Genomic DNA, 20,841 nt, shown 5'->3' on the forward strand with positions numbered 1-20,841 from the left:
CGACACCATGGTCTACCTTACCAAACTTAAACACACTGGCTCTGTTATCAGTTCCAGTGATCAATTTGGCGCAAAAATGTTTGAAGTGGCGGCACGCTACTTTTCTCACTATACACGCGGTATTTTTATTGGCACGGGTAGCGGGGTGGTGGCGCAATACTTCATGCAAACACCTGTGCCATTTTCCTTTGTGGAAAAGCACCCAGCGTTTGTGCGTCAGTTTCATGAGCGTTTTGGTGTAAATACGCCGTTACTGGCACAAGATTTTTTCACCCTGCCGATTGATAACAGTGACGCAGGCTTAGCCAATTGCATCATGGTGTCGTGTATGCCGGTGACCGGGCCGTTTTATTCTGAAAAGTTGGTGGAACAGTTCCGCGATGCGCTCAATAGTGGTTCGACGATTGTGCAGATGAGTTATACACCCTTTATTAGGCAAATTCGTTTGTTTGAGCGTTTACAACGTGAAGGTTTTAAGGTGCAACGGGTGAGTACGGTCTTTTTCAATATTCCCCCAGCTTCTGTCTTTGTGTTGAGAAAAGCCTAATGGTGGTTGCGGGCGTGGATGAGGTGGGGCGAGGGCCATTGGCAGGTGCAGTAGTGGCGGCTGCGGTTATTCTTGACCCAAACCAGCCAATCGTTGGCTTGAATGACTCCAAAAAACTCACGGCAAAGCGTCGTGAGCAGTTGGCGGTTGAGATTCGGGCCAAAGCCTTAGCATGGAGCTTAGGACGGGCGGAAGTAGAAGAAATTGATCAGATCAATATTTTGCAAGCAACATTTTTAGCGATGCAACGGGCATTAGAAGGTTTGGCGATTCAGCCCGATTTGGTCAAAATTGATGGTAATCGTTGCCCCGTATCGACGTATGCGATGCAGGCAATTGTCGGTGGGGATGCAACGGTAGCGGAAATCAGTGCGGCGTCGATTCTGGCAAAAGTGGTGCGTGATGCGGAGTTGGTGGCATTGGATGCGATTTACCCACAATACGGGTTTGCTAAACACAAAGGCTATGGAACGGCGGCACATTTAGCGGCATTGCGTGAGTTTGGCGCTACGCCGATTCATCGACGTAGCTTTGCACCGGTCAGGCAAACGCTCGCAGCGTCTTAACCATTGCCCAGCAGTTTTAAGAGTTGCTGTTGAGCGTTAATAGCTGCGGCTTCCTCCCCCTCAGGTTGTTGGCGCAAGTATGTGCCATCAGCCTGCAATTCCCACGCCTGCGTATTGTCTTGCAAGTGCAATTCAAATGCTTCGTGAATAATCCGTTGCCGCAGTTTCTGATCCAGAATCGGGAAAGCCACTTCCACGCGGCGGAAGAAATTACGCGGCATCCAATCCGCACTGGAACAATACAATTCCTCATCACCGGCATTCTGGAAATAAAACACCCGTGGGTGTTCTAAAAACCGCCCCATGACCGAGCGCACATGAATATTTTCGGAAATGCCCGCAATGCCGGGGCGCAGGCAACACACCCCGCGTACCACCAATTCCACCCTTACACCCGCTTGCGAGGCTTGATACAAAGCGCTAATCGTTTGCGGTTCAATCAAGGCATTCATGCGAGCGCGGATCAACGCGGGCTTACCTGCTAAGGCGTGTTGGGTTTCACGCTGGATTTTATCCATGATCGCGAGGTGCAAGGTGAATGGCGCTTCCAGCAAATATTTCAGGTCGCGCATTCGCCCCAGGCCCGTGAGCATGTGGAAGACTTTGTGCACGTCTTCGGTCATGTCTGCTTGACAGGTGAGCAAACCAAAATCGGTGTAAATCCGTGCCGTGCCGGGGTGATAGTTGCCTGTGCCAAGGTGGGCGTAACGGCGTAAGTGTTGACCTTCGCGCCGCACCACTAGACACAGTTTCGCATGGGTTTTGTAACCCACCACGCCATACACCACGTGCGCCCCGGCATTCTGCAATTGATTGGCAAGCCCGATATTGGCTTCTTCATCGAAACGCGCCCGCAATTCGACTACCACCGTGACTTCTTTGCCTAAGCGTGCTGCCCGAATCAGGTGCTTGACCAGTTCGGATTGTTTGCTGGTGCGGTACAGCGTCATTTTAATCGCCAATACATTGGGGTCTTTGGCGGCTTGCTCAATAAAATCCAGCACCGTTTGGAAACTTTGGTAAGGGTGATGCATCAAGACATCGCTGTGTTTGATGCGTTCAAACAAATCCGGGTGGCGCTCAGCGACCGATGGGGCAGGGCGGAACGGTGGAAAGCGCAAGTCAGGGCGATCCACCAAATCGGCAATGGCCATTAAGCGGTTAAGGTTGACTGGGCCATTGACGTTGTAAACATCCTGTTCACACAGGTGGAATTGTTCCATCAGGTATTCGATATTGTCCGTTGGGCAATGGTCGGCGACTTCCAAACGCACCACCGCGCCGTAATTGCGTTGCGGCAATTCGCCTTGCATGGCTTGCAACAGATCGTCGACTTCTTCCTCATCCACGTACATATTGCTGTTGCGGGTGAGGCGGAATTGGTAGCAGCCCAACACTTCCATGCCGGGGAACAGCCGATCAATAAAAGCGTGCAAGATGGAAGAAAGGAACACGAAACTGTCATTGCTGGCAGCCATGCCTTCGGGCAGACGGATAATGCGTGGCAAACTGCGCGGTGCTTGCACAATGGCGGTATCAATTTCACGCCCGAAGGCATCCGTACCTTGCAAGCTGATAATGAAATTCAGGCTTTTATTGATGACATTAGGGAACGGGTGCGCGGGGTCTAGCCCCAGTGGACTCAACAAGGGCATGAGTTCGCGGTCGAAATAATCCGATAGCCAAGCCAGTTGCCGTTCATCCCAATGGGTACGACGTACAAAGTAAATGCCTTCTTGGCGCAGCGCAGGAATGATGGATTCGTTCAACAGTTTGTATTGGGATTCAACCAGTGCGTGTGCCGTGGTCGTAATTTGCCTCAATGCTGCCGTCGGGGTTAAGCCATCTGCACCAATGGAGGCGACATCCAGTTGCAACTGTTGCTTGAGACTGGCTACCCGGACTTCAAAAAACTCATCCATATTCGCACTGGAAATACACAGAAAGCGCAGACGTTCCAGTAGCGGTACACGCGGGTCTTGCGCCAGCTCCATGACGCGGCGGTTAAAGGCAAGCAGGCTGAGTTCGCGATTGAGGTAGTAATCGGGGTTATTCAGGTCGGGTGCAGCATTTTCCTGCATGATAACATCCTGTTCCGTGTTCGGTATTGTTGGTGATGGCGTGCAACCATAGACGCAAGATGTGACAGTTTGATTACAGTTTGTGCGTAGATGGTCATCTTCGCCCAAACGCCAAAGATAGCGCAACGGTAACGACGGCAGGTTTACAGGGGCAGTTGTTGTTATTCTCATGATCGACAGTACACTGTGTAAAGGTTTTATTGGTATAGTTGTATTAACAGTTACCAATCATACACCATGTGGGCTGAATCATAAAAAAATGAGGCATGATTAGATATGTTTGAATTAGTCAAATCTGGCGGGATTATGATGTTCCCCCTGATTCTGAGTTCGATTATTGCATTAGCGATTATTATTGAGCGTTTTTTGTCGTTGCGTGTTAGTAAGGTTGTGCCTTCCAGCGATATTGAACGTGCTCGCAAACTTGCTGGTATCAATAAGCTGGCGGATGTGCAAGTCGATGAACTACGCAACGGTTCGTTGCTGGGGCGTGTTTTGGCAACAGGGCTGGAAAGTCGCGAATTGCCACGCCACATTATGAAAGAGGCTCAATATGCGTTTCAGGGTCTTGTTTTCCCCGGCATTGCAAACGTGATGGATAGCGGTAAAGTTAGTCATTTCCGATAGCCAAGGAGAGGCTTTATGAGCTCGCTCATCAGTATTTCCAGCCTGACCAGTGATGCCGCCTGTTTCGAGCAAGTCCGTTCCGTGCGTTGGCCTAATGGGGTGATTTGTCCGCACTGCGGTTCACAGGACACTATCCGTCGAGGCAAGGATGACACCCAGCAGGAACGCCAGCGTTACCAGTGTAAGGATTGCCAAAAGCGTTTTGATGACCTGACGGGCACGGTGTTTGAAGGCCACCACCAGCCGCTGAAGGTGTGGGTGTTGTGCCTGTACCTGATGTCGTTGAACCTGTCCAACCAACAAATCGCCCGCGAATTGGGGTTGAACAAGGATGATGTTCAGGCGATGACGGAACAGTTACGGCGTGGTGTCGAGAAAAAAACGCCAGTAAACCTGTTTGGGAATGTTGAATTTGATGAGGTTTATGTCAAGGCTGGACACAAGGGAAACCCCGAAGCCGTCGCGGATGCTGGGCGTGAAGGTCGCCGCCGCGCCCTGAAAGGTGCGCCGGGGCGTGGGACACTGGAAAAGGACAAACCACCCATTTTCGGCATGATCCAGCGTTCCGGGGAGGTCGTGATCCGTATGCTGGCGAATGTGAAACAGACGACGATCAAGCCGTTGATTGTGGAAACGGTGGCAGCAGGCACGCTGGTCTACACCGATGAGTACAACATTTACAGCCGATTGGAAGAATGGGGCTATGCCCACAAAACCGTCAACCATGGCGCAGGCGAATATGCCCGTGACGAAGATGGTGACGGTTTCCATGAAGTCCACGTCAATACGATGGAAGGTTTTTGGTCACTGTTACGCTCATGGTTACGACCTCATCGGGGGATCTCACAAGAAAAGCTACCGTGTTACCTTGCATTCTTCGAGTCTCTTCACAACATCAGGAAACGGGGGCAAGCTGCCTTACAGTCCTTGCTTTCGCTGCTGTTGGGATAAGACCCTGAAACGCATATTGAGCCATGAAAGAAAACGTCGAAGAAGCCGGACGGCACGTGGTACAAGAATTGGAACGTTACCTGCCAGCCTTGGGTACAATCATTACGATTGCGCCAATGATGGGTTTGCTGGGAACCGTGCTGGGGATGATCGGGGTTTTCAGTGCGATCAATACCGCTGGGGTGGGCAATCCGCAGCAGATGGCGGGCGGGATTTCCGAGGCATTGGTGACAACGGTCGTCGGCTTGTTGATTGCGATTACCACCTTGGTGTTCGAGCGCTATTTCAAGGCAAAAGTCGATAGCTATGTGGCGATTATGGAACGCGAAGCGCTGCGTTTGATTGAAATTGCTAATTCCAGCCGCAAAACCTTACCGGCGGCAATAACACCAGCGCCAGCCGCCGCTCGCTCTGCGGTGAGCACGCCAGCAGCGTCTCAAGCACGCCCAGCGCCTGCATCAGCACCGCTACCACGCGGGGGTAAACCTGCATGAAGTTTCGTACCCGTGAACGCAGTGAAAGCAAGGTGGACTTGACCTCGCTGATTGATGTGGTATTCATGCTGTTGATTTTCTTCATGGTCACGACTACCTTTGACAAGAACGCTGAACTCAAGATTGAATTGCCCACCGCGAGTAACGTGGCAAGTGCTTCCCCTGAAGACAAGCTGGAGTTATTGATTGACGGGCAGGGGCGTTACTATATCAATGGGCGTGAGGTGTTGAATAATCAGCCCGAAACGCTGTTCCAAGCCATGAGCATGACGCTGGAAGAGATGGGAAATAACACCCCGCCACTGGTCATTTCGGCGGATGCCAGTGTCAATTATCAAGCAGTCGTGACGGCAATGGACATCGCCGGACGGTTGGGGTTGACCAATTTCTCAATGGCAACGTCGCAATCGACCCGCAAACCACAGGAATAGGATGACAACACCACGCACGACGGGTTGGCAGGTTTACCGCCGACTGATTGCTTATTCGCTGGGTTACTGGCACTACTTGGCGCTGGCAGCGGTGGGATTGGTGATCAGTGCGGCGACTCAGCCGTTCTTTGCGTGGGGTCTGAAGCCCTTGCTGGATAAGGCCATCATTCAACGTGACTCGGATACCATTTTGTGGTTGCCCGTCGGTATTCTGGGGTTGTTTTTGTTGCGTGGTGCGGCGATGTTTTTGTCGGGTTATTACATCGGCATGATCGGGCGGCAAGTGACCAAAACCTTGCGCAATCAGGTGTTTAATCAGTTATTACGGATGCCGGTCAGCTTTTTTGAGAATACCCAGTCGGGCAAATTATTGGCTTACGTCAGTTATTACATTGATCAGGTAGCGAATGCCAGTATTCGCGGTATGACGACGTTGGTGCAAGATTCGGTCACTATCTTGGGCTTGTTGGGCTTAATGTTGTGGTATAGCTGGCAATTAACCTTGGGTATTTTGGTGGTGGTGCCGCTGATTGCGCTGATTGTGGTGTATGCCACGCGCCGTTTGCGCCGCTTGAGCCATAAAGTGCAGGATTCGGTGGGGGACGTGACCCAGATTGCCAATGAAATGATCCGTGGTTACAAAGTGGTGCGGATTTTTAATGGCGAACCGTATGAAGAGCGCCGTTTCGGGGCTGCTAATGAGCAGAATATCGAGTTGCACATGAAGCGCATGGTGACTGAATTGCTCAGTACGCCCTTGGTGCAATTCATGGTGGCGTTGGCGCTGGCTGCCATTGTTTTCATGGCAACTCGCGAATCGACGCTGGAAGCTTTGTCGCCGGGTACTTTCATCTCCTTCATTATGGCAATGATTCTGATGCTCACCCCCATCCGCAATCTGACGCAGTTGAATGCGCAATTGCAGACTGCGATTGCTGCCGGTGAGGGTATTTTTGAGTTATTGGATAGCCCTACCGAAGCCGATACCGGCAAGCAAGCGCTCACCCAATGCCGAGGCGAAGTGTTGTTTCAAAACGTTTCCTTCCGTTACCCGAATACCGACAAGTGGGTGTTGCGTGATATTAATTTGCGCGTTAACGCCGGTGAAAAAATTGCTTTGGTGGGAAAGTCAGGCAGTGGCAAAACCACCTTGGTTAACTTATTGCCGCGTTTTTACGATGTGCAACAGGGTGAAATCTTGCTGGATGGGGTGAAACTTTCTGAGCTGAGTTTGTATAACTTGCGCAGCCATATTGCGTATGTGGGGCAGGACGTGGTGCTGTTTAACGATACGGTACGCAACAATATTGCTTACGGCGACATGCGCGGGATGAGTGAGGCGCACATTCGGGCGGCTGCGGAAGCGGCTTTTGCGTTGGAGTTCATCGAAAAACTGCCGCAAGGGTTTGATACCCTGATTGGTGATAATGGCGTAATGTTATCCGGTGGGCAACGCCAACGTTTGTCGATTGCGCGGGCGATTTTGTCGAATGCGCCGGTGTTGATTTTGGATGAAGCCACGTCCGCGTTGGATACCGAATCCGAGCGCCACATCCAAGCCGCGCTGGATAATCTGCTCAGTAACCGTACTACCTTCATGATTGCACACCGTTTATCGACGATTGAGAATGCTGACCGTATTTTGGTGATGCAAGATGGCGAAATTATCGAATCCGGTAAACATGCTGAATTGCTGGCACTGAATGGGCAGTACGCCAAGCTACACGCGCTGCAATTCCACGATGACACTTGAGCGCTGGCTGTTAAACGTTTGGTACGGCAATGATCGACTGGGTAAGTACCTGCTGTTGCCGTTGACGGGGCTGTTTTGTGTTTTAGCGGCAGTGCGGCGTTGGCAGCATAAACGCCAGCAAGTCAAACATGCCGTGCCGGTTATTGTCGTGGGCAATATTTCGGTGGGTGGCACGGGCAAAACGCCGTTGGTCATTTGGTTGGTGGAACGGCTGCGCGAGGCGGGATTTAAGCCGGGGGTGGTGAGTCGGGGGTATCAACGTCAAGCGGGGGATATTGGTGATGAACCGACGCTGATTAAGCAACGCACCCAAGTTCCTATCGCGATTGGCAGCGACCGCAACCAAGCGATTGCCACTTTGCTACAACAACATACTTGCGACATAGTGATTGCTGATGATGGCTTGCAGCATTACCGCATGGGGCGTGACGTGGAAATCTGTGTGGTGGATGGGCAACGGCGTTTTGGTAACGGTTATTGCTTGCCCGCAGGCCCATTACGCGAATCCATCTCGCGTTTGCAATCTTGCGATTTTGTGATCGTCAATGGCGATACCATGCAAATGCGTGGTGATACCTTGGTGAATTTGGTAACAGATGAAACGCAATCGTTAATGACATTGGCAGGCAAAACCGTGCATGTTGTTACTGGCATCGGCAATCCGCAACGCTTTATGCAGACACTGGAGCAGGCGGGTTTGCAGGTCATTCCACACCTTTACCCCGATCATCACGCATTTACTGGCACAGAATTATGCTTTAACGACACACATCCCATCATCATGACGGAAAAAGATGCGGTAAAATGCCGTCAATTCGCTGGGCAAAACGTTTGGTATCTACCGATTGAGGCGATACTGGACGAAACGCTTGCTCAGGCTCTCCTTACCCGTTTACAAGGATTCAAACATGGATAAGAAATTGCTGGAAATTTTGGCTTGCCCCGTCACCAAGGGCCCATTGATTTACGATAAGGATAAGCAAGAACTGGTGTCTAAATCAGCACGGTTGGCTTACCCGATTCGGGATGGTATTCCGGTGATGTTGGAAGAAGACGCTCGCACCCTGACACAAGAAGAAGTGGAGTTATTGCACGAATGAACCCAGTGTTAGTGATTCCGGCACGGTATGCGTCCTCTCGTTTACCGGGCAAACCCTTGCGTGAATTGGCTGGTAAACCCTTGATTCAGCATGTGCACGAGCGGGCAATGGCTGCCGGTTTTGCGACAGTATTGGTGGCGACGGATGACGAGCGCATTCGCCGCGTGTGTACAGGGTTTGGTGCGCAAGTGGTGATGACCGCCAGTACGCATGAAACGGGTAGCGACCGCCTTGCCGAAGTCGTGCAGCAACAAGGTTGGGCAGATGACACCATTGTGGTGAATTTGCAGGGCGATGAGCCACTCACACCGGTGGCAAATTTACATCAATTGGCGCGTAATTTGGCACAGTTTCCGCAAACCAGTATCGCCACATTAGCCACGCCAATCTTGACTGAGGCTGACTTTCTTAACCCTAATGTTGTTAAAGTGGTAAGGGATGTGGCGGGTATGGCATTGTATTTCAGTCGTGCGCCGATCCCGTGTCAGCGTGATACGGGTATTCCCTTACAGGATTATGCGTTGCGGCATATTGGAATGTATGCATACCGTGCGGGCTTTCTGAAAGCCTTTGCCGGGATGCCGCTCGCCCAAACGGAGCAATTGGAAAAGCTGGAACAGTTGCGGGCATTGGCTAACGGTTATCGGATTCACGTGGATATTGCCGCCGAGATTCCGGGGGCGGGGGTAGATACCGAAGAGGATGCATTGCGGGTTGCGGCAATCCTCCGTGATTGATTAATGCTCACTTGTAGATTTATATATTATTATATTCTAATAAGCTATTGTTTTGCTTAATAATAACCATTTGACAGCTTAATACTCCTCTGTCACTATTTCGCAACAAATTTTGAGAAATCGCAAAAATATAGTGGAGGAGTGATTATTTATGTTTAGAAAGACTACCCTGGCTGTGTCAGTATTATTAGCAGTTTCTGCACAACCTGCGTTGGCAACCAACGGTATGCTCATGGAGGGGTATGGCTCTATTTCGACAGGAATGGGGGGAGCCGCCTCTGCATTGGATGTTGGTACATCAGGGATGGCGAATAACCCCGCTACATTAACCATGATGGAAGATGGTGATCAGAAAGTTGAAGTAGCTCTTGGTAACTTACGTCCTGATGTCAGTGTTCAAGTACCAACACCGGGCGGTGTCGTGTCTAGCACATCGGGTGGTGACTCTTATCTAATGCCCGCAGCGGGTTATGTGCGCAAGCAAGGCAAGGTCAGCTATGGTGTCGGGGTGTTATCACAAGGCGGTATGGGAACTGAATTTGCGGCTGATACCCCATTAGGTGCTGCTGCTGGCGGTGGTGCGCGTTCTGAGTTAGGTGTCGGTGCTGTTATTTTCCCCGTCGCTTATGAAGTGAATGATAATTTGTCTGTTGGCGGAACCGTTGATTATGTCTGGGGTGGTCTGGACATGAAGATGGGGATGCCGATAGCCGCTGCGGGGGCTAACCCAGCCGCCCCCGGAACCTTCGCTGATTTTTCGCAAGGCCAGCAAGTTTTGGGTTCTGCCAGTGGTACTTTGGTGCAGGGTTTAGGGACGATGGTTGCTCCAGCAGCCATGACGAGTACTGCGGCAGCCTTTGATTTTTCGAATGATGATGATTTCAGTGGTAAAACCACAGGGGCAGGTGTCAGTGGTAGTCTCGGCGCTACTTATAAGGTAAACCCAAAGCTTACAGTAGGTGGCAGCTATCGGATGAAGACCGCTATGGACGATTTCACGGGTGATGGCAATATGAAGTTGGTTAACTTGGCGACAGGTGCGACCGACGTTAGCATTCCCGGTAAATATACCATCAAGGATTTTCAGTTCCCTGCGACCACTACAGTTGGTGCTGCTTATAAGTTGACGGATAAGACTACCGTAGCTGCTGATGTCAGTCGTATCGGCTGGTCAGATACCATGAAAGATTTTAATTTGAATTTTACAGCCGATAATGGTGCAGCAGCCGATATTTCGATGAAGCAAAACTGGGATGACCAAACCGTGGTGAAGTTAGGAGTTGCCCATGATGTTGATGAGAATTTAACGGTACGCGGCGGGGTTAATTTAGCGAATAATCCAGTACCTGATGCTTACTTAAATCCACTGTTCCCCGCCATTGTTGAAAATCATGTAACGGGTGGTTTGACTTATGGGGTTGGTAAGATGAGCAAAGTATCTGCTTCATTGGCTTATGCGCCGGAAGTTGAGCAAACAAATACCAATACCAATGTTGCCGCTAGTCATTCACAAACCAACGTTCAAGTAATGTACTCTTTCGATTTTTAAAAAATTGATTTGAGAACCTTAAAAATACGTGAGAAAAATAAAAAGCGGGACTTAATGTTCCGCTTTTTACTGAGCATTAGATGAGTGGATGTTCGTGTGTACCAAACGTATGTGAGGGTAGGCGTACCCGCAATAATGCTGATGGTGTTTTTAAAGCAATAGCGCCATGGGCTATGCTATCATGCGGAGAAATAATATAATCAGGTACACCGCACAGTGTGTCGCTGTTAGCATAAAACGTGCGATCAATATCTTCGCCAGCTTCAAATACCGTAAAATATGAATTCTGGTAACGTTCGGCTTGAGTTCGTGCGTTACGACAGGCTTCTGCGAAAGTTTTATGTGTTGAATGATATGTTCCGTCAAGAAAAACCTTGAACATTTAAAAAACTCCTGTCTGCTATTCTGTTGCTATGCTGTAAGAATAAGGTAACAACTTAGGTTGAAGATGTGACCGTAGACACACACCAAAGAAAACATCAATCAAATATTTCTTGCTTGTTTTTTTTTGTTTATAGCTGTGGTGGGTTGAATGATGCGATGTGCCAAAAAGAAAAAGCGGGATTATGTCCCGCTTTAATATGCTTTACGCACTCAGCAAATAGCCCCATTTACTGGATGTGCAAAGACTGTTTAACGAGCAAATAATATAGCCCGTTTAGCCCTGTTTTTATTGAGTTGTTTGTTTTTAATAGCCCCTAGAAATACCGGCTGCCCGACGTGATGTTGCAGCTAATGTGGCAATGCCTACGGTTCTTTTTTCTTCTTGTTTAGGTATGCAAGCATGTGGAGTAATAATGTAAGCGGGGACTCCCTTCATCACTTCTCTTTCTGCATCTAATACTTGTTTTTCCTTGGTATCTCCGGCTTCAAATACCGTGAAATAAGCTTGTTGATTAATGCTTGCTTGCATTCGTGCATACCGACAAGCATTCGTAAAGGTCTCATGCGTAGAGTCGTAGCTGCCATCCAGATAAACATTAAACATGTTGTTAGCTCCCATAAAGTCGTTTCCCATGGGTGCAGAATATTTAAAAAACAGCATGGAGAATGTGACAGTAAACACACTTTTTTATTTTTTCTTAAAAGTTTCTTATTCTATATTTTTTTTACTTATTCATAATATTTTACCATTAAATTAATTAATTTTTGTTATGAATGATAAGGCTGTGTGAAAAATATTTCATAGAGATAAAATGCTGCAATGCCGCATCATACCTTGCTTTGCAGGCTCTCCACACTAATATTGTCGACAATCTTGTTAAAAATCCGCTGTGCACATATAGAAATTACCTTCCTTCCCGTTCTATCATTTGCATTTCCTAGTCCTTAGCTCTTGAAGGTAAATATGGTCGCAAAGAATGTAAACGTGGTGCTGGTAGGCGCAGGCACAATGAGTGCCACCTTGGGCGTGTTGCTGAAACAGTTAAACCCATTGTTGACAATCAGCATCATTGAGCGTTTGGATGATGTCGCTCTGGAAAGCACCAGTGGTTGGAACAATGCCGGTACGGGTCATGCTGCTTACTGTGAACTGAATTACACGCCAGAACAAGCGGATGGCAGTGTCGAAGTGAGCAAGGCTTATGCAATCAACGAGTCCTTTGAGCGTACTCTACAGTTTTGGTCTTATTTGGTGCAACAAGGGGCATTGCCAGAACCCAGTTCCTTCATTAACCCGACGCCTCATTTAAGTTTTGTGTGGGGCGAACGAAACGTGCATTTTCTGCGTAAACGTTTCGAGATGCTGAGTCAGCATCCAATGTTTGCTGGCATGGAGTACAGCGAAGATCCTGCCGTGTTGCGTGAATGGATGCCTTTAGTGATGAATGGGCGTGATCCAGCTCAAGTAGTCGCAGGTACGCGAGTGAAACATGGTTCGGATGTGAATTTTGGTTCCTTAACTCGCAGCATGATCGGTTATTTACAACAGTTTGATGACGTTGACATTCACCTCAAGCATGAAGTCAAAAGCTTGCGCAAGCAGGCTGGCGGTAAGTGGTGTGTTGTAACACAGGAAACAAACAGTCTATTCGATACGCTGACGTTGACAGCGGATTTTGTGTTTTTGGGCGCTGGCGGTGGTGCTTTGCCATTGTTGCAAAAATCTGGCATTGCAGAAGGCAAAGGCTACGGTGGTTTCCCTGTCAGTGGTCAATGGTTGGTGTGTAAAAAACCAGAAATCGTGAGTCAACATTTTGCCAAGGTCTACGGTAAAGCGTCGATTGGTGCGCCGCCGATGTCAGTACCGCATTTGGATACACGCATTATTGATGGTGAAAAAGCGCTGTTGTTTGGGCCATTTGCAGGCTTCACCACCAAATTCCTCAAAGAGGGTTCGATTTTGGATTTGTTCGAGTCGATCAAGCCCAATAATTTGCTGCCGATGACTAAGATAGGGCTAAGCAGTTTTGACCTGATCCGTTACTTGGTGTCGGAGGTTATGCAAAACCACGATTCACGTATGCGTGCTTTGCGCGAGTATTTCCCTGAAGCACGTAACGAAGATTGGACATTGGCAAGTGCAGGGCAGCGGGTACAAATTATCAAAAAAGACCCTGTGAAGGGCGGCAAACTTGAATTTGGCACAGAAGTTATCACGGCTGCGGATGGTTCCTTAGCTGGATTGTTGGGAGCTTCACCGGGTGCTTCGGTCACAGTGACAGCGATGCTGCAAGTATTGGAGAAGTGTTTTCCTAAGGAAATGGCTTCGGATGCTTGGAAAAGTAAGTTGAAAACCATGATTCCATCCTATGGTGAATCATTGGCTAACAATGTTGCGTTGCTTCAGCAGACCCGTGCTTTTACATTGTCGACATTGGGATTGATCAAAGTAGATGACTACCATTGATTCAGACAATGGTAAGAATTGAATTAATTTTATTGTCGACAGATTGAAGGTTTATTACTATCAAATGCCCCAGTGATACGGATATTTGTCTGACATCTTAGGGGATGGCAAGATTCGCAGCAGCGAGCAGAGAGAGGAATAACAGCTTGCTCTAAGCAAGCAATGGCAGATTGCCGACATTTTACCGGTTTCGTTCACTTTATTGATTCTGAGGAACACTACATGACTATGACTCGTGAAGCGCAAATTGCAGCTCTGGAAAAAGACTGGGCAGAAAACCCACGTTGGGCAAACGTCAAGCGTACTTACAGCGCGGCTGACGTAGTACGCCTGCGCGGTTCTTTGCAAGTTGACCACACACTGGCAAAACGCGGTGCTGCGAAACTGTGGGATCTGGTTAACGGCAGTGCGAAAAAAGGCTACGTTAACGCTTTCGGCGCAATCAGCGCGGGTCAAGCGATGCAACAAGCTAAAGCAGGTCTGGAAGCAGTTTACCTGTCCGGCTGGCAAGTTGCGGCTGACGGCAACACCTCAGAAACCATGTACCCTGACCAATCGTTGTACGCTTATGATTCCGTACCTACCATGGTTCGCCGTATCAACAACACCTTCAAGCGTGCTGACGAAATCCAATGGAGTCGTGGCATCAGCCCGACTGACGAAGGCGGTATCGACTACTTCCTGCCTATCGTTGCTGACGCAGAAGCCGGTTTCGGCGGCGTTCTGAACGCGTTTGAACTGATGAAGAACATGATCACCGCAGGTGCGGCTGGCGTTCACTTTGAAGACCAATTGGCCGCTGTTAAGAAATGCGGTCACATGGGTGGCAAAGTATTGGTTCCAACTTCTGAAGCGGTTGAGAAGCTGGTTTCTGCACGTTTCGCTGCTGACGTCATGGGCGTTCCTACCGTTATCCTGGCACGTACTGACGCAGAAGCGGCTAACCTGATCACCTCTGACCATGATGCTAACGACAAGCCGTTCCTGACTGGCGAGCGTACTGCTGAAGGTTTCTACCGCGTTAAGAACGGTCTGGAACAGGCCATCAGCCGTGGCGTTGCTTACGCACCTTACGCTGACATGGTTTGGTGTGAGACTGGTACACCTGACCTTGGCTTTGCGCGTGAATTCGCCCAAGCGGTTCAAGCAGCTTGCCCAGGCCAGTTGTTGTCTTACAACTGCTCACCGTCTTTCAACTGGAAGAAAAACCTGTCTGACTCACAAATCGCATCCTTCCAGGAAGATTTGGCAGCAATGGGTTACAAATACCAGTTCATCACCTTGGCGGGTATCCACGTCAACTGGTTCAACACCTTCCAGTTTGCACACGCTTACGCACGCGGCGAAGGCATGAAGCACTACGTCAATATGGTTCAAGAACCTGAATTTGCTGCTCGTGACAAAGGTTACACCTTCGTTTCCCACCAGCAAGAAGTGGGTGTTGGCTACTTCGATGACGTTACCACTGTTATCCAGGGGGGCGCTTCATCCGTAACAGCGTTGACTGGCTCTACTGAAGAAGAGCAGTTCCATTAAGATTTAACGTTCAGACCGCAAGGTTTGAATAAGTAATCTGGAAAAGCCCGACGCTAACAACGTCGGGCTTTTTAATTTCAGCCATTGCAAGGAGATTTTCATGACAGATTTCAAAACAGCCGACCTGCTCGACGACAACGAAGACAAGCCACTGCAAGTGGTTCAACCGGGTTTTAACAACTACGGTGGTCGCAGCAAATTCTCTGGTGAGATCGTCACCATCAAGATTTACGAAGACAATTCACTGGTGCGGGAACTGGTTGCCGAAGATGGCAAGGGCAGAGTGCTGGTGGTGGACGGCGGTGGTTCTACCCGCTGCGCCTTGCTGGGCGATATGCTCGCTGAAAAAGCCGTGAAAAATGGCTGGAACGGCATCGTCGTTTATGGCCTGATTCGTGATTCTGTCGACATTGGGCAGATGGACATCGGTGTGAAAGCCATCGGCACGCTGCCACTGAAAAGCGTCAAGCGCGGCGTAGGTTTGCGTAACGAAGTGGTGCGTTTCCACGACGTGACGTTTACCCCCGGTCAATACCTGTATTCGGATGAAGACGGGATGATTGTGTCCCCAGTTCCTTTATTAGGTGAAGTTCACTCATAAATGGTTGTAAGTGTCATGGTTTGGTTATGTAAGTCACATGTGCCTTTGCTAAAGGGTGACATTTCCCCGTAAGAATAAAACCCGATTTGTGTGGTGTGCTCTGGCAGATTGTCTAACACGGCTTCGACTTCTTCTTCAGCATCTGCACCCATTACCATGCGACGCCCGACGCAACTGATGGCGATGCACAATACAGGTTTGTCTGTATCAACATCGCACATGAGTGCCGCATTTTCGGCTCCTTCAACCAGTTGCTCTAAATTGGCTCTCATGAGTCGTGCGTGCATGCCGACGGGAATATCACCGGCAAAAGTAAGTGATTGGGTGGCCTCGTCAACCGCTAAAATAGTGCGTACTAACTCTTTGACTTCACCGGGTTTGCATAAGGTTAAAGGGAATCGCAAACCAGTAGCTGGTAGTCCTGCTGCCATTTCACCGAGATAGGTTTTGTATAAAGCCAGTGCTGGTTTGCCCGCTAACTCATATAAGACATTATTCTCAGCACGGGTGACTTCACGTGCTGGGCCAAACGGTTTCCAGCCACCTTTGGAACCGTGGCTGAGGTGGACATCGCCATACAAGCCTAAAGCAGCAACAACACCACTAGTGGGTTTGCCATCTTTTAAGACCCATGTTTTAGTAAAACGCTCACCATCACCCGCCAAGCCACCAGTAACAGTAACGCTTGGGTTAACGACAGCGTTGAAACCTTGAGTGAGTTCACTGCCATTCACTTTCAACCCATCAGAGAGAGTAAAAATACCGCGTAGTCCTTCCCCCATGAGACGGTCTGCCAGTAAGCGTCCGATGGTATATGACTCTTGTGAGTCGTGAATGGCAACGTGTGTGAGACGTAATAAAGTCGATTCAAATGATACCAATGCAATAACGAGACTATCATCGTAAATGTTGCCATTCATGATTTCACCAGCACTGGAGCAGCCCATGAAAATAGCTTGTGGGTATTGTGCCGTTAAAGCGTCGAATGGTTCTGATTTGTCCAAAAAGCCAGAGTGTCCAAACACTAAGACGAGCAGTTGTGGTGCTGTAATCACTGGCAGTTCAGTTGAAAATCCGTGTGTAACAGTATAAGACAGCGTATTTATTTTCATTGCGATACCATTGCATTAATGTGCGATCATTTTTATTAATTGTTAATTCGGTTGAAATGATGGCATAGCTTGCAGCAGTATACCAGCCTTATGGATGAGCAGAATTTACCTTGGCTAACATTTGACTGTTAGTATCAATAAATTCACGGAGAAAAGGTTTGGTACGAGCGCTGCTAAAACGCGCAACTTCCTGACCTTGCTCAAATAATATGACAGTGGGAAAGCCACGAACTTGATTGCGCCCGGCTAATTTCATGTTTTCGTCTTCGTCCGTGTCGATTTTGGCAAGCAACACTTTGCCGTGGTATTCGGGGATAACCGCTTTCAGCACTGGGTCGAGAAATAAGCAGGGGCCGCACCAGTCTGCCCAAAAGTCGACTAGAACAGGATTGCGTAGTGAGGCTTTCAGTACGCGTTCTTCAAAGTCAGCGATACCGTTAATGTTAAAAATGAATGAGTAACTGGTCATGTTGAGCCTTCTGTTTGTGTCGTAGGGCGCAATTATAGCGGCCTGGCAGCAGATGTGTATAATCCCTATGCCTTACTAGAGAGGAATTGGCGCTGATGCACACGATAGTACCGGCAAAAACGGTTTTTTCTTCCCCTATTCATTTTTTGGCTTTCGGTTTTGGTAGTGGTTTGTCACCGGTTGCACCAGGAACTGCTGGAACATTGGCCGCAATTCCTTTGTACTTGTTGCTGGTGCAGTTGCCGCTGTGGAGCTATGTACTGGTACTTTTGCTTATTTCAGTGGCAGGTATCTGGATTTGCGGGGAATCTTCCCGTCGTCTTGGTGTACATGATCATGGTGGAATTGTGTGGGATGAGTTTGCAGGTTTTTTGCTGACGATGCTTGCGGCACCTGGTGGTTGGGTGTGGATTGTGGTCGGCTTCGCCTTATTCCGTTTGTTTGATATATGGAAGCCATGGCCAGTGCGTGTGGCTGACCGTCAAGTGGTCGGCGGCTTGGGTATCATGTTAGATGATATACTGGCTGGTATTTATGCTTGGTTTGCATTGCAAGGATTGGCTTATTTCTTTGCCGCTTAAACAGGAAAAAGCCTTCCAGAAGGAAGGCTTTCAATGCCTGAAACTTGTGATTATGATTAGGCGCTTCAGTATGGAATAAAAAGAAGGGGCGTAGCCCTGTTATTATTTTTCTACCCCTTTAGCCCTTGAACGAGGCTGATTATGTGGGGTGGGCACTGAATTTGAACTGAATATTTCGACTATTTTTCATTCAGTTTTGCTTAAGGTATTATTTAAAAATCAATCACTGGAATGTCATGAACGTCAGAACTCGCTTTGCCCCCAGCCCGACTGGTTATTTGCATATTGGTGGCGCACGTACTGCGCTATTTTCTTGGCTGTATGCCCGTAAGATGGGCGGCACTTTCATTTTGCGTATCGAAGACACCGATCGTGAACGCTCCACGCAAGCCTCTGTGGATGCGATTCTGGAAGGCATGGCATGGCTGAATTTGGGGCATGACGAAGGCCCGTTCTACCAAACCCAACGCTTCGACCGTTACGCGGAAGTGATTCAGCAATTGCTGGAGAGCGGTCATGCCTACCGTTGCTATTGCAGCAAGGAGGAGCTTGAGCAGATGCGCGAAGCGCAAATGGCACGCAAAGAAACCCCGCGTTACAACGGGCTATGGCGTGACCGTCAGGATGAAACACCGCCCGCAGGGATTGAGCCGGTAATACGTTTCCGTAACCCGCAAACGGGTGTGGTGGAAATTAATGATGTGGTGCGTGGCAAAATCACCATTAGCAATGCCGAAATGGATGATTTAATCATTGCGCGTTCTGACGGCACACCCACGTATAATTTGACTGTGGTGGTGGATGATATTGATATGCAGGTAACGCACGTTATTCGTGGTGACGACCATATCAGCAATACGCCGCGTCAGATCAATATTATGCGGGCATTGGGTTTTGAACCACCGAAGTTTGCGCATTTGCCGATGATTTTAGGTTCGGATGGGCAGCGTTTGTCGAAACGTCACGGTGCAGTGAGTGTGATGCAGTACCGTGATGACGGTTTCCTGCCGCAGGCGTTGCTGAATTATTTAGTGCGTTTAGGTTGGTCGAATGGTGATCAGGAGATTTTCTCGCGTGAAGAGATGATCGAATTGTTTTCACTGGAAGCCATCAACCGTGCGCCATCGGCGTTTAATGCGGATAAATTGTTGTGGCTGAATCAGCACTACATTAAGACCTTGCCAGTGGCGGAATTAGAAGCGCAGTTGCAGTGGCATTTGCAGGCGCAAAACTTGGATGTCTCGCAAGGCCCAGCCTTAGCCGATGTGATCAATGCCCAACGCGAACGTGCCAAAACGTTGGTGGAAATGGTGGCGATTAGCCGGTATTTCTACGAAGAGTTTGCTGAATTTGATGCCGCAGCGGTGCAAAAGCAGTTCAAAGCGGATACGGCTGATAATTTGCAGGTGGTGCATGATGAATTGGTTGCTTTGACTGCTTGGCAGGGTGAGGCGATCCACGCAGCCATTCAAGCCGCTTGCGAAACATTAGGCTTGAAATTGGGTAAAGTGGGGCCGCCGTTGCGGGTGGCGGTGACGGGTAGTGCGTCTTCGCCCTCACTGGAAATTACCTTGGAATTGATTGGGCGTGAGCGCACTTTGCAGCGGATTCAGCGGGCAATTGGCTTTATTCGCACTTTGGCGGCTTAAGGTGAGCAATATCCCCCTAAGCTAATACGATTTATGGGGGGTTTTATGCTATGTTTGTATGACTAAAACCTAGCATGAATGAGGAGGATAAATGAAAGTCAAAGACATCATGAATACCAGCGTCAAAACCGCTAAGCCCAATACCCCGGTGCGTGATTTGGTCGAGGTTATGTGCTTTAACAAGATCAGCGGTATGCCGGTCGTGGATGACAATAACAATGTCGTCGGCGTCGTTTCTGAAAAAGACGTGTTACGCAAGATGTTCCCTGACATCTCCGAGGTTGCCAGTGAAGAGGGCGTGCCTGATTTCGAGAAGATGGAAAAAGGTTACAGTGATGCCTTGGGTTTGCAAGCCAGCGATTTGATGAGTAAGTTGGTGGCATCTGCCAGCCCTGAAATGCCGTTGATGAAGGCGGTTTCTATCATGTGTGTGCAAAAAATTCGCCGTATTCCCGTGGTCGAAGCGGGTAAGTTAGTGGGCATTATTAGCCTTGGCGATGTGCACAAAGCAATCTTCGCAAATTCTTTAAAAGGCGCTTGACAGAAACGGCGGATTCCTTCAGAATTCGCCTCTCTTTCGCCGTGGGGCTATAGCTCAGCTGGGAGAGCGCTACAATGGCATTGTAGAGGTCAGCGGTTCGATCCCGCTTAGCTCCACCAATATTGACCGACGTGAGAGTATTTATGGATCGTCTTGGTCGCTACAGCTTAATCACTGGTCTGGTGATAACAGTCGTAGGCTTAGTCTTCGGATTTGGCTTCATGTTTGCAGACAGCGATGAGTTGGCGAAAATGTTTTTACTGGCAGTGCCACTCGGTTTTTTAATAACATTTGCCGGGTTGTCTACCATCGTCATTTTCTCACCACGAGATAATGACACACAATAGGTTTGGAAGTTTACATCAGCGACCCTATCGTCTAGAGGCCTAGGACACGACCCTTTCACGGTTGTAACTGGGGTTCGAATCCCCATAGGGTCGCCACTTTTTTCAGGTTCACATCAGCGACCCTATCGTCTAGAGGCCTAGGACACGACCCTTTCACGGTTGTAACTGGGGTTCGAATCCCCATAGGGTCGCCACTTTTTTCTCGCTGCTCACTCCTTCTCCAATCAAACATTATCACAACATTGTTGTAACCTCTTTGCGCCGAAAAAGTCTATACTGGCATTCTACACAATACATCTAGTCTTGCAGGGTGGAGAA

General features: G+C 49.0%; 23 protein-coding genes and 3 tRNA genes. 21 read left to right on the forward strand and 5 right to left on the reverse strand.

Annotated elements, in window-relative coordinates; genetic code table 11:
* The first annotated feature begins 7 nt into the window (after positions 1 to 7).
* Positions 8 to 547 (forward strand): hypothetical protein, encoded by a 540-nt coding sequence (locus QJT81_10100; protein ID WGZ96287.1) that lies wholly within the window; start codon positions 8 to 10, stop codon positions 545 to 547.
* Positions 547 to 1,113, forward strand: coding sequence for a ribonuclease HII (gene rnhB, locus QJT81_10105; protein WGZ96288.1), 567 nt, complete (start codon positions 547 to 549; stop codon positions 1,111 to 1,113). The genes QJT81_10100 and rnhB overlap by 1 nt, the downstream gene beginning before the upstream one ends.
* On the opposite strand, the gene ppk1 is transcribed toward rnhB, so the two are convergent.
* Positions 1,110 to 3,194, reverse strand: coding sequence for a polyphosphate kinase 1 (gene ppk1, locus QJT81_10110; GenBank protein ID WGZ96289.1), 2,085 nt, complete (start codon positions 3,192 to 3,194; stop codon positions 1,110 to 1,112). The genes rnhB and ppk1 overlap by 4 nt on opposite strands.
* 276 nt (positions 3,195 to 3,470) lie before the next feature.
* Here ppk1 and QJT81_10115 point away from each other — a divergent pair, with 276 nt between their 5' ends.
* The 9 genes from QJT81_10115 to QJT81_10155 all read left to right on the forward strand — a co-directional run bounded on the left by QJT81_10115 (position 3,471) and on the right by QJT81_10155 (position 10,836).
* The gene (locus tag QJT81_10115; GenBank protein WGZ96290.1) at positions 3,471 to 3,821 is read left to right on the forward strand and encodes a hypothetical protein; all 351 of its coding nucleotides are present in this window, start codon (positions 3,471 to 3,473) and stop codon (positions 3,819 to 3,821) included.
* Between the two features lie 15 nt (positions 3,822 to 3,836).
* Positions 3,837 to 4,772 (forward strand): IS1595 family transposase, encoded by a 936-nt coding sequence (locus tag QJT81_10120; protein ID WGZ96291.1) that lies wholly within the window; start codon positions 3,837 to 3,839, stop codon positions 4,770 to 4,772.
* 23 nt (positions 4,773 to 4,795) lie between these two features.
* Positions 4,796 to 5,266, forward strand: coding sequence for a MotA/TolQ/ExbB proton channel family protein (locus QJT81_10125; GenBank protein ID WGZ96292.1), 471 nt, complete (start codon positions 4,796 to 4,798; stop codon positions 5,264 to 5,266).
* A complete protein-coding gene (locus QJT81_10130; protein WGZ96293.1) occupies positions 5,263 to 5,697 on the forward strand; it encodes a biopolymer transporter ExbD in 435 nt (144 codons plus the stop codon). Before QJT81_10125 ends, QJT81_10130 begins: the two co-directional genes overlap by 4 nt.
* Before the next feature lies 1 nt (position 5,698).
* Complete coding sequence (gene msbA / locus QJT81_10135) at positions 5,699 to 7,450, forward strand: lipid A export permease/ATP-binding protein MsbA (GenBank protein WGZ96294.1); 1,752 nt, start codon at positions 5,699 to 5,701, stop codon at positions 7,448 to 7,450.
* On the forward strand, positions 7,440 to 8,366 hold the full coding sequence (lpxK, locus tag QJT81_10140) for a tetraacyldisaccharide 4'-kinase (protein WGZ96295.1): 927 nt from the start codon (positions 7,440 to 7,442) through the stop codon (positions 8,364 to 8,366). The genes msbA and lpxK overlap by 11 nt, the downstream gene beginning before the upstream one ends.
* On the forward strand, positions 8,359 to 8,550 hold the full coding sequence (locus QJT81_10145; GenBank protein WGZ96296.1) for a Trm112 family protein: 192 nt from the start codon (positions 8,359 to 8,361) through the stop codon (positions 8,548 to 8,550). Before lpxK ends, QJT81_10145 begins: the two co-directional genes overlap by 8 nt.
* Complete coding sequence (gene kdsB, locus QJT81_10150; protein ID WGZ96297.1) at positions 8,547 to 9,287, forward strand: 3-deoxy-manno-octulosonate cytidylyltransferase; 741 nt, start codon at positions 8,547 to 8,549, stop codon at positions 9,285 to 9,287. Before QJT81_10145 ends, kdsB begins: the two co-directional genes overlap by 4 nt.
* A gap of 151 nt (positions 9,288 to 9,438) precedes the next feature.
* Positions 9,439 to 10,836: an outer membrane protein transport protein gene (locus QJT81_10155; GenBank protein ID WGZ96298.1), complete on the forward strand. Its 1,398-nt coding sequence runs from the start codon at positions 9,439 to 9,441 to the stop codon at positions 10,834 to 10,836.
* Positions 10,837 to 10,912: 76 nt separating this feature from the next.
* On the opposite strand, the gene QJT81_10160 is transcribed toward QJT81_10155, so the two are convergent.
* Complete coding sequence (locus QJT81_10160; protein WGZ96299.1) at positions 10,913 to 11,218, reverse strand: hypothetical protein; 306 nt, start codon at positions 11,216 to 11,218, stop codon at positions 10,913 to 10,915.
* A 306-nt stretch (positions 11,219 to 11,524) separates the two neighbouring features.
* The gene (locus tag QJT81_10165; protein ID WGZ96300.1) at positions 11,525 to 11,902 is read right to left on the reverse strand and encodes a hypothetical protein; all 378 of its coding nucleotides are present in this window, start codon (positions 11,900 to 11,902) and stop codon (positions 11,525 to 11,527) included.
* A 282-nt stretch (positions 11,903 to 12,184) separates the two neighbouring features.
* Between QJT81_10165 and mqo the strand changes: the two genes are divergently transcribed.
* The 3 genes from mqo (at position 12,185) to rraA (ending at position 15,824) form a co-directional block, all read left to right on the forward strand.
* Positions 12,185 to 13,687: a malate dehydrogenase (quinone) gene (gene mqo, locus QJT81_10170; protein WGZ96301.1), complete on the forward strand. Its 1,503-nt coding sequence runs from the start codon at positions 12,185 to 12,187 to the stop codon at positions 13,685 to 13,687.
* Positions 13,688 to 13,909: 222 nt separating this feature from the next.
* The gene (aceA, locus tag QJT81_10175; GenBank protein ID WGZ96302.1) at positions 13,910 to 15,223 is read left to right on the forward strand and encodes an isocitrate lyase; all 1,314 of its coding nucleotides are present in this window, start codon (positions 13,910 to 13,912) and stop codon (positions 15,221 to 15,223) included.
* Between the two features lie 100 nt (positions 15,224 to 15,323).
* A complete protein-coding gene (gene rraA, locus QJT81_10180) occupies positions 15,324 to 15,824 on the forward strand; it encodes a ribonuclease E activity regulator RraA (protein ID WGZ96303.1) in 501 nt (166 codons plus the stop codon).
* Here rraA and QJT81_10185 read toward each other — a convergent pair.
* Entirely contained in the window at positions 15,815 to 16,936 is a 1,122-nt protein-coding gene (locus QJT81_10185; protein ID WGZ96304.1) for an FIST N-terminal domain-containing protein, read from the reverse strand. The genes rraA and QJT81_10185 overlap by 10 nt on opposite strands.
* An 88-nt stretch (positions 16,937 to 17,024) precedes the next feature.
* Entirely contained in the window at positions 17,025 to 17,405 is a 381-nt protein-coding gene (locus tag QJT81_10190) for a thioredoxin domain-containing protein (protein ID WGZ96305.1), read from the reverse strand.
* A 95-nt stretch (positions 17,406 to 17,500) separates the two neighbouring features.
* Between QJT81_10190 and QJT81_10195 the strand changes: the two genes are divergently transcribed.
* The 7 genes from QJT81_10195 (at position 17,501) to QJT81_10225 (ending at position 20,717) form a co-directional block, all read left to right on the forward strand.
* A complete protein-coding gene (locus QJT81_10195; protein ID WGZ96306.1) occupies positions 17,501 to 17,986 on the forward strand; it encodes a phosphatidylglycerophosphatase A in 486 nt (161 codons plus the stop codon).
* A 236-nt stretch (positions 17,987 to 18,222) separates the two neighbouring features.
* On the forward strand, positions 18,223 to 19,635 hold the full coding sequence (gene gltX, locus QJT81_10200; protein ID WGZ96307.1) for a glutamate--tRNA ligase: 1,413 nt from the start codon (positions 18,223 to 18,225) through the stop codon (positions 19,633 to 19,635).
* A gap of 91 nt (positions 19,636 to 19,726) precedes the next feature.
* A complete protein-coding gene (locus QJT81_10205; protein WGZ96308.1) occupies positions 19,727 to 20,176 on the forward strand; it encodes a CBS domain-containing protein in 450 nt (149 codons plus the stop codon).
* A gap of 43 nt (positions 20,177 to 20,219) precedes the next feature.
* Positions 20,220 to 20,295: transfer RNA gene (locus QJT81_10210), tRNA-Ala, on the forward strand.
* A gap of 102 nt (positions 20,296 to 20,397) precedes the next feature.
* Positions 20,398 to 20,523 carry a hypothetical protein gene (locus tag QJT81_10215; protein WGZ96309.1) on the forward strand — a complete coding sequence of 42 codons (126 nt, stop codon included), beginning with the start codon at positions 20,398 to 20,400 and terminating at the stop codon, positions 20,521 to 20,523.
* 20 nt (positions 20,524 to 20,543) lie between these two features.
* Positions 20,544 to 20,619: transfer RNA gene (locus QJT81_10220), tRNA-Glu, on the forward strand.
* 22 nt (positions 20,620 to 20,641) lie between these two features.
* Positions 20,642 to 20,717 (forward strand) — tRNA-Glu (locus QJT81_10225).
* Positions 20,718 to 20,841 lie beyond the last annotated feature (124 nt).

The sequence above is a fragment of the Candidatus Thiothrix putei genome, from assembly GCA_029972225.1.
GTDB classification, from domain to species: Bacteria; Pseudomonadota; Gammaproteobacteria; order Thiotrichales; family Thiotrichaceae; genus Thiothrix; species Thiothrix putei.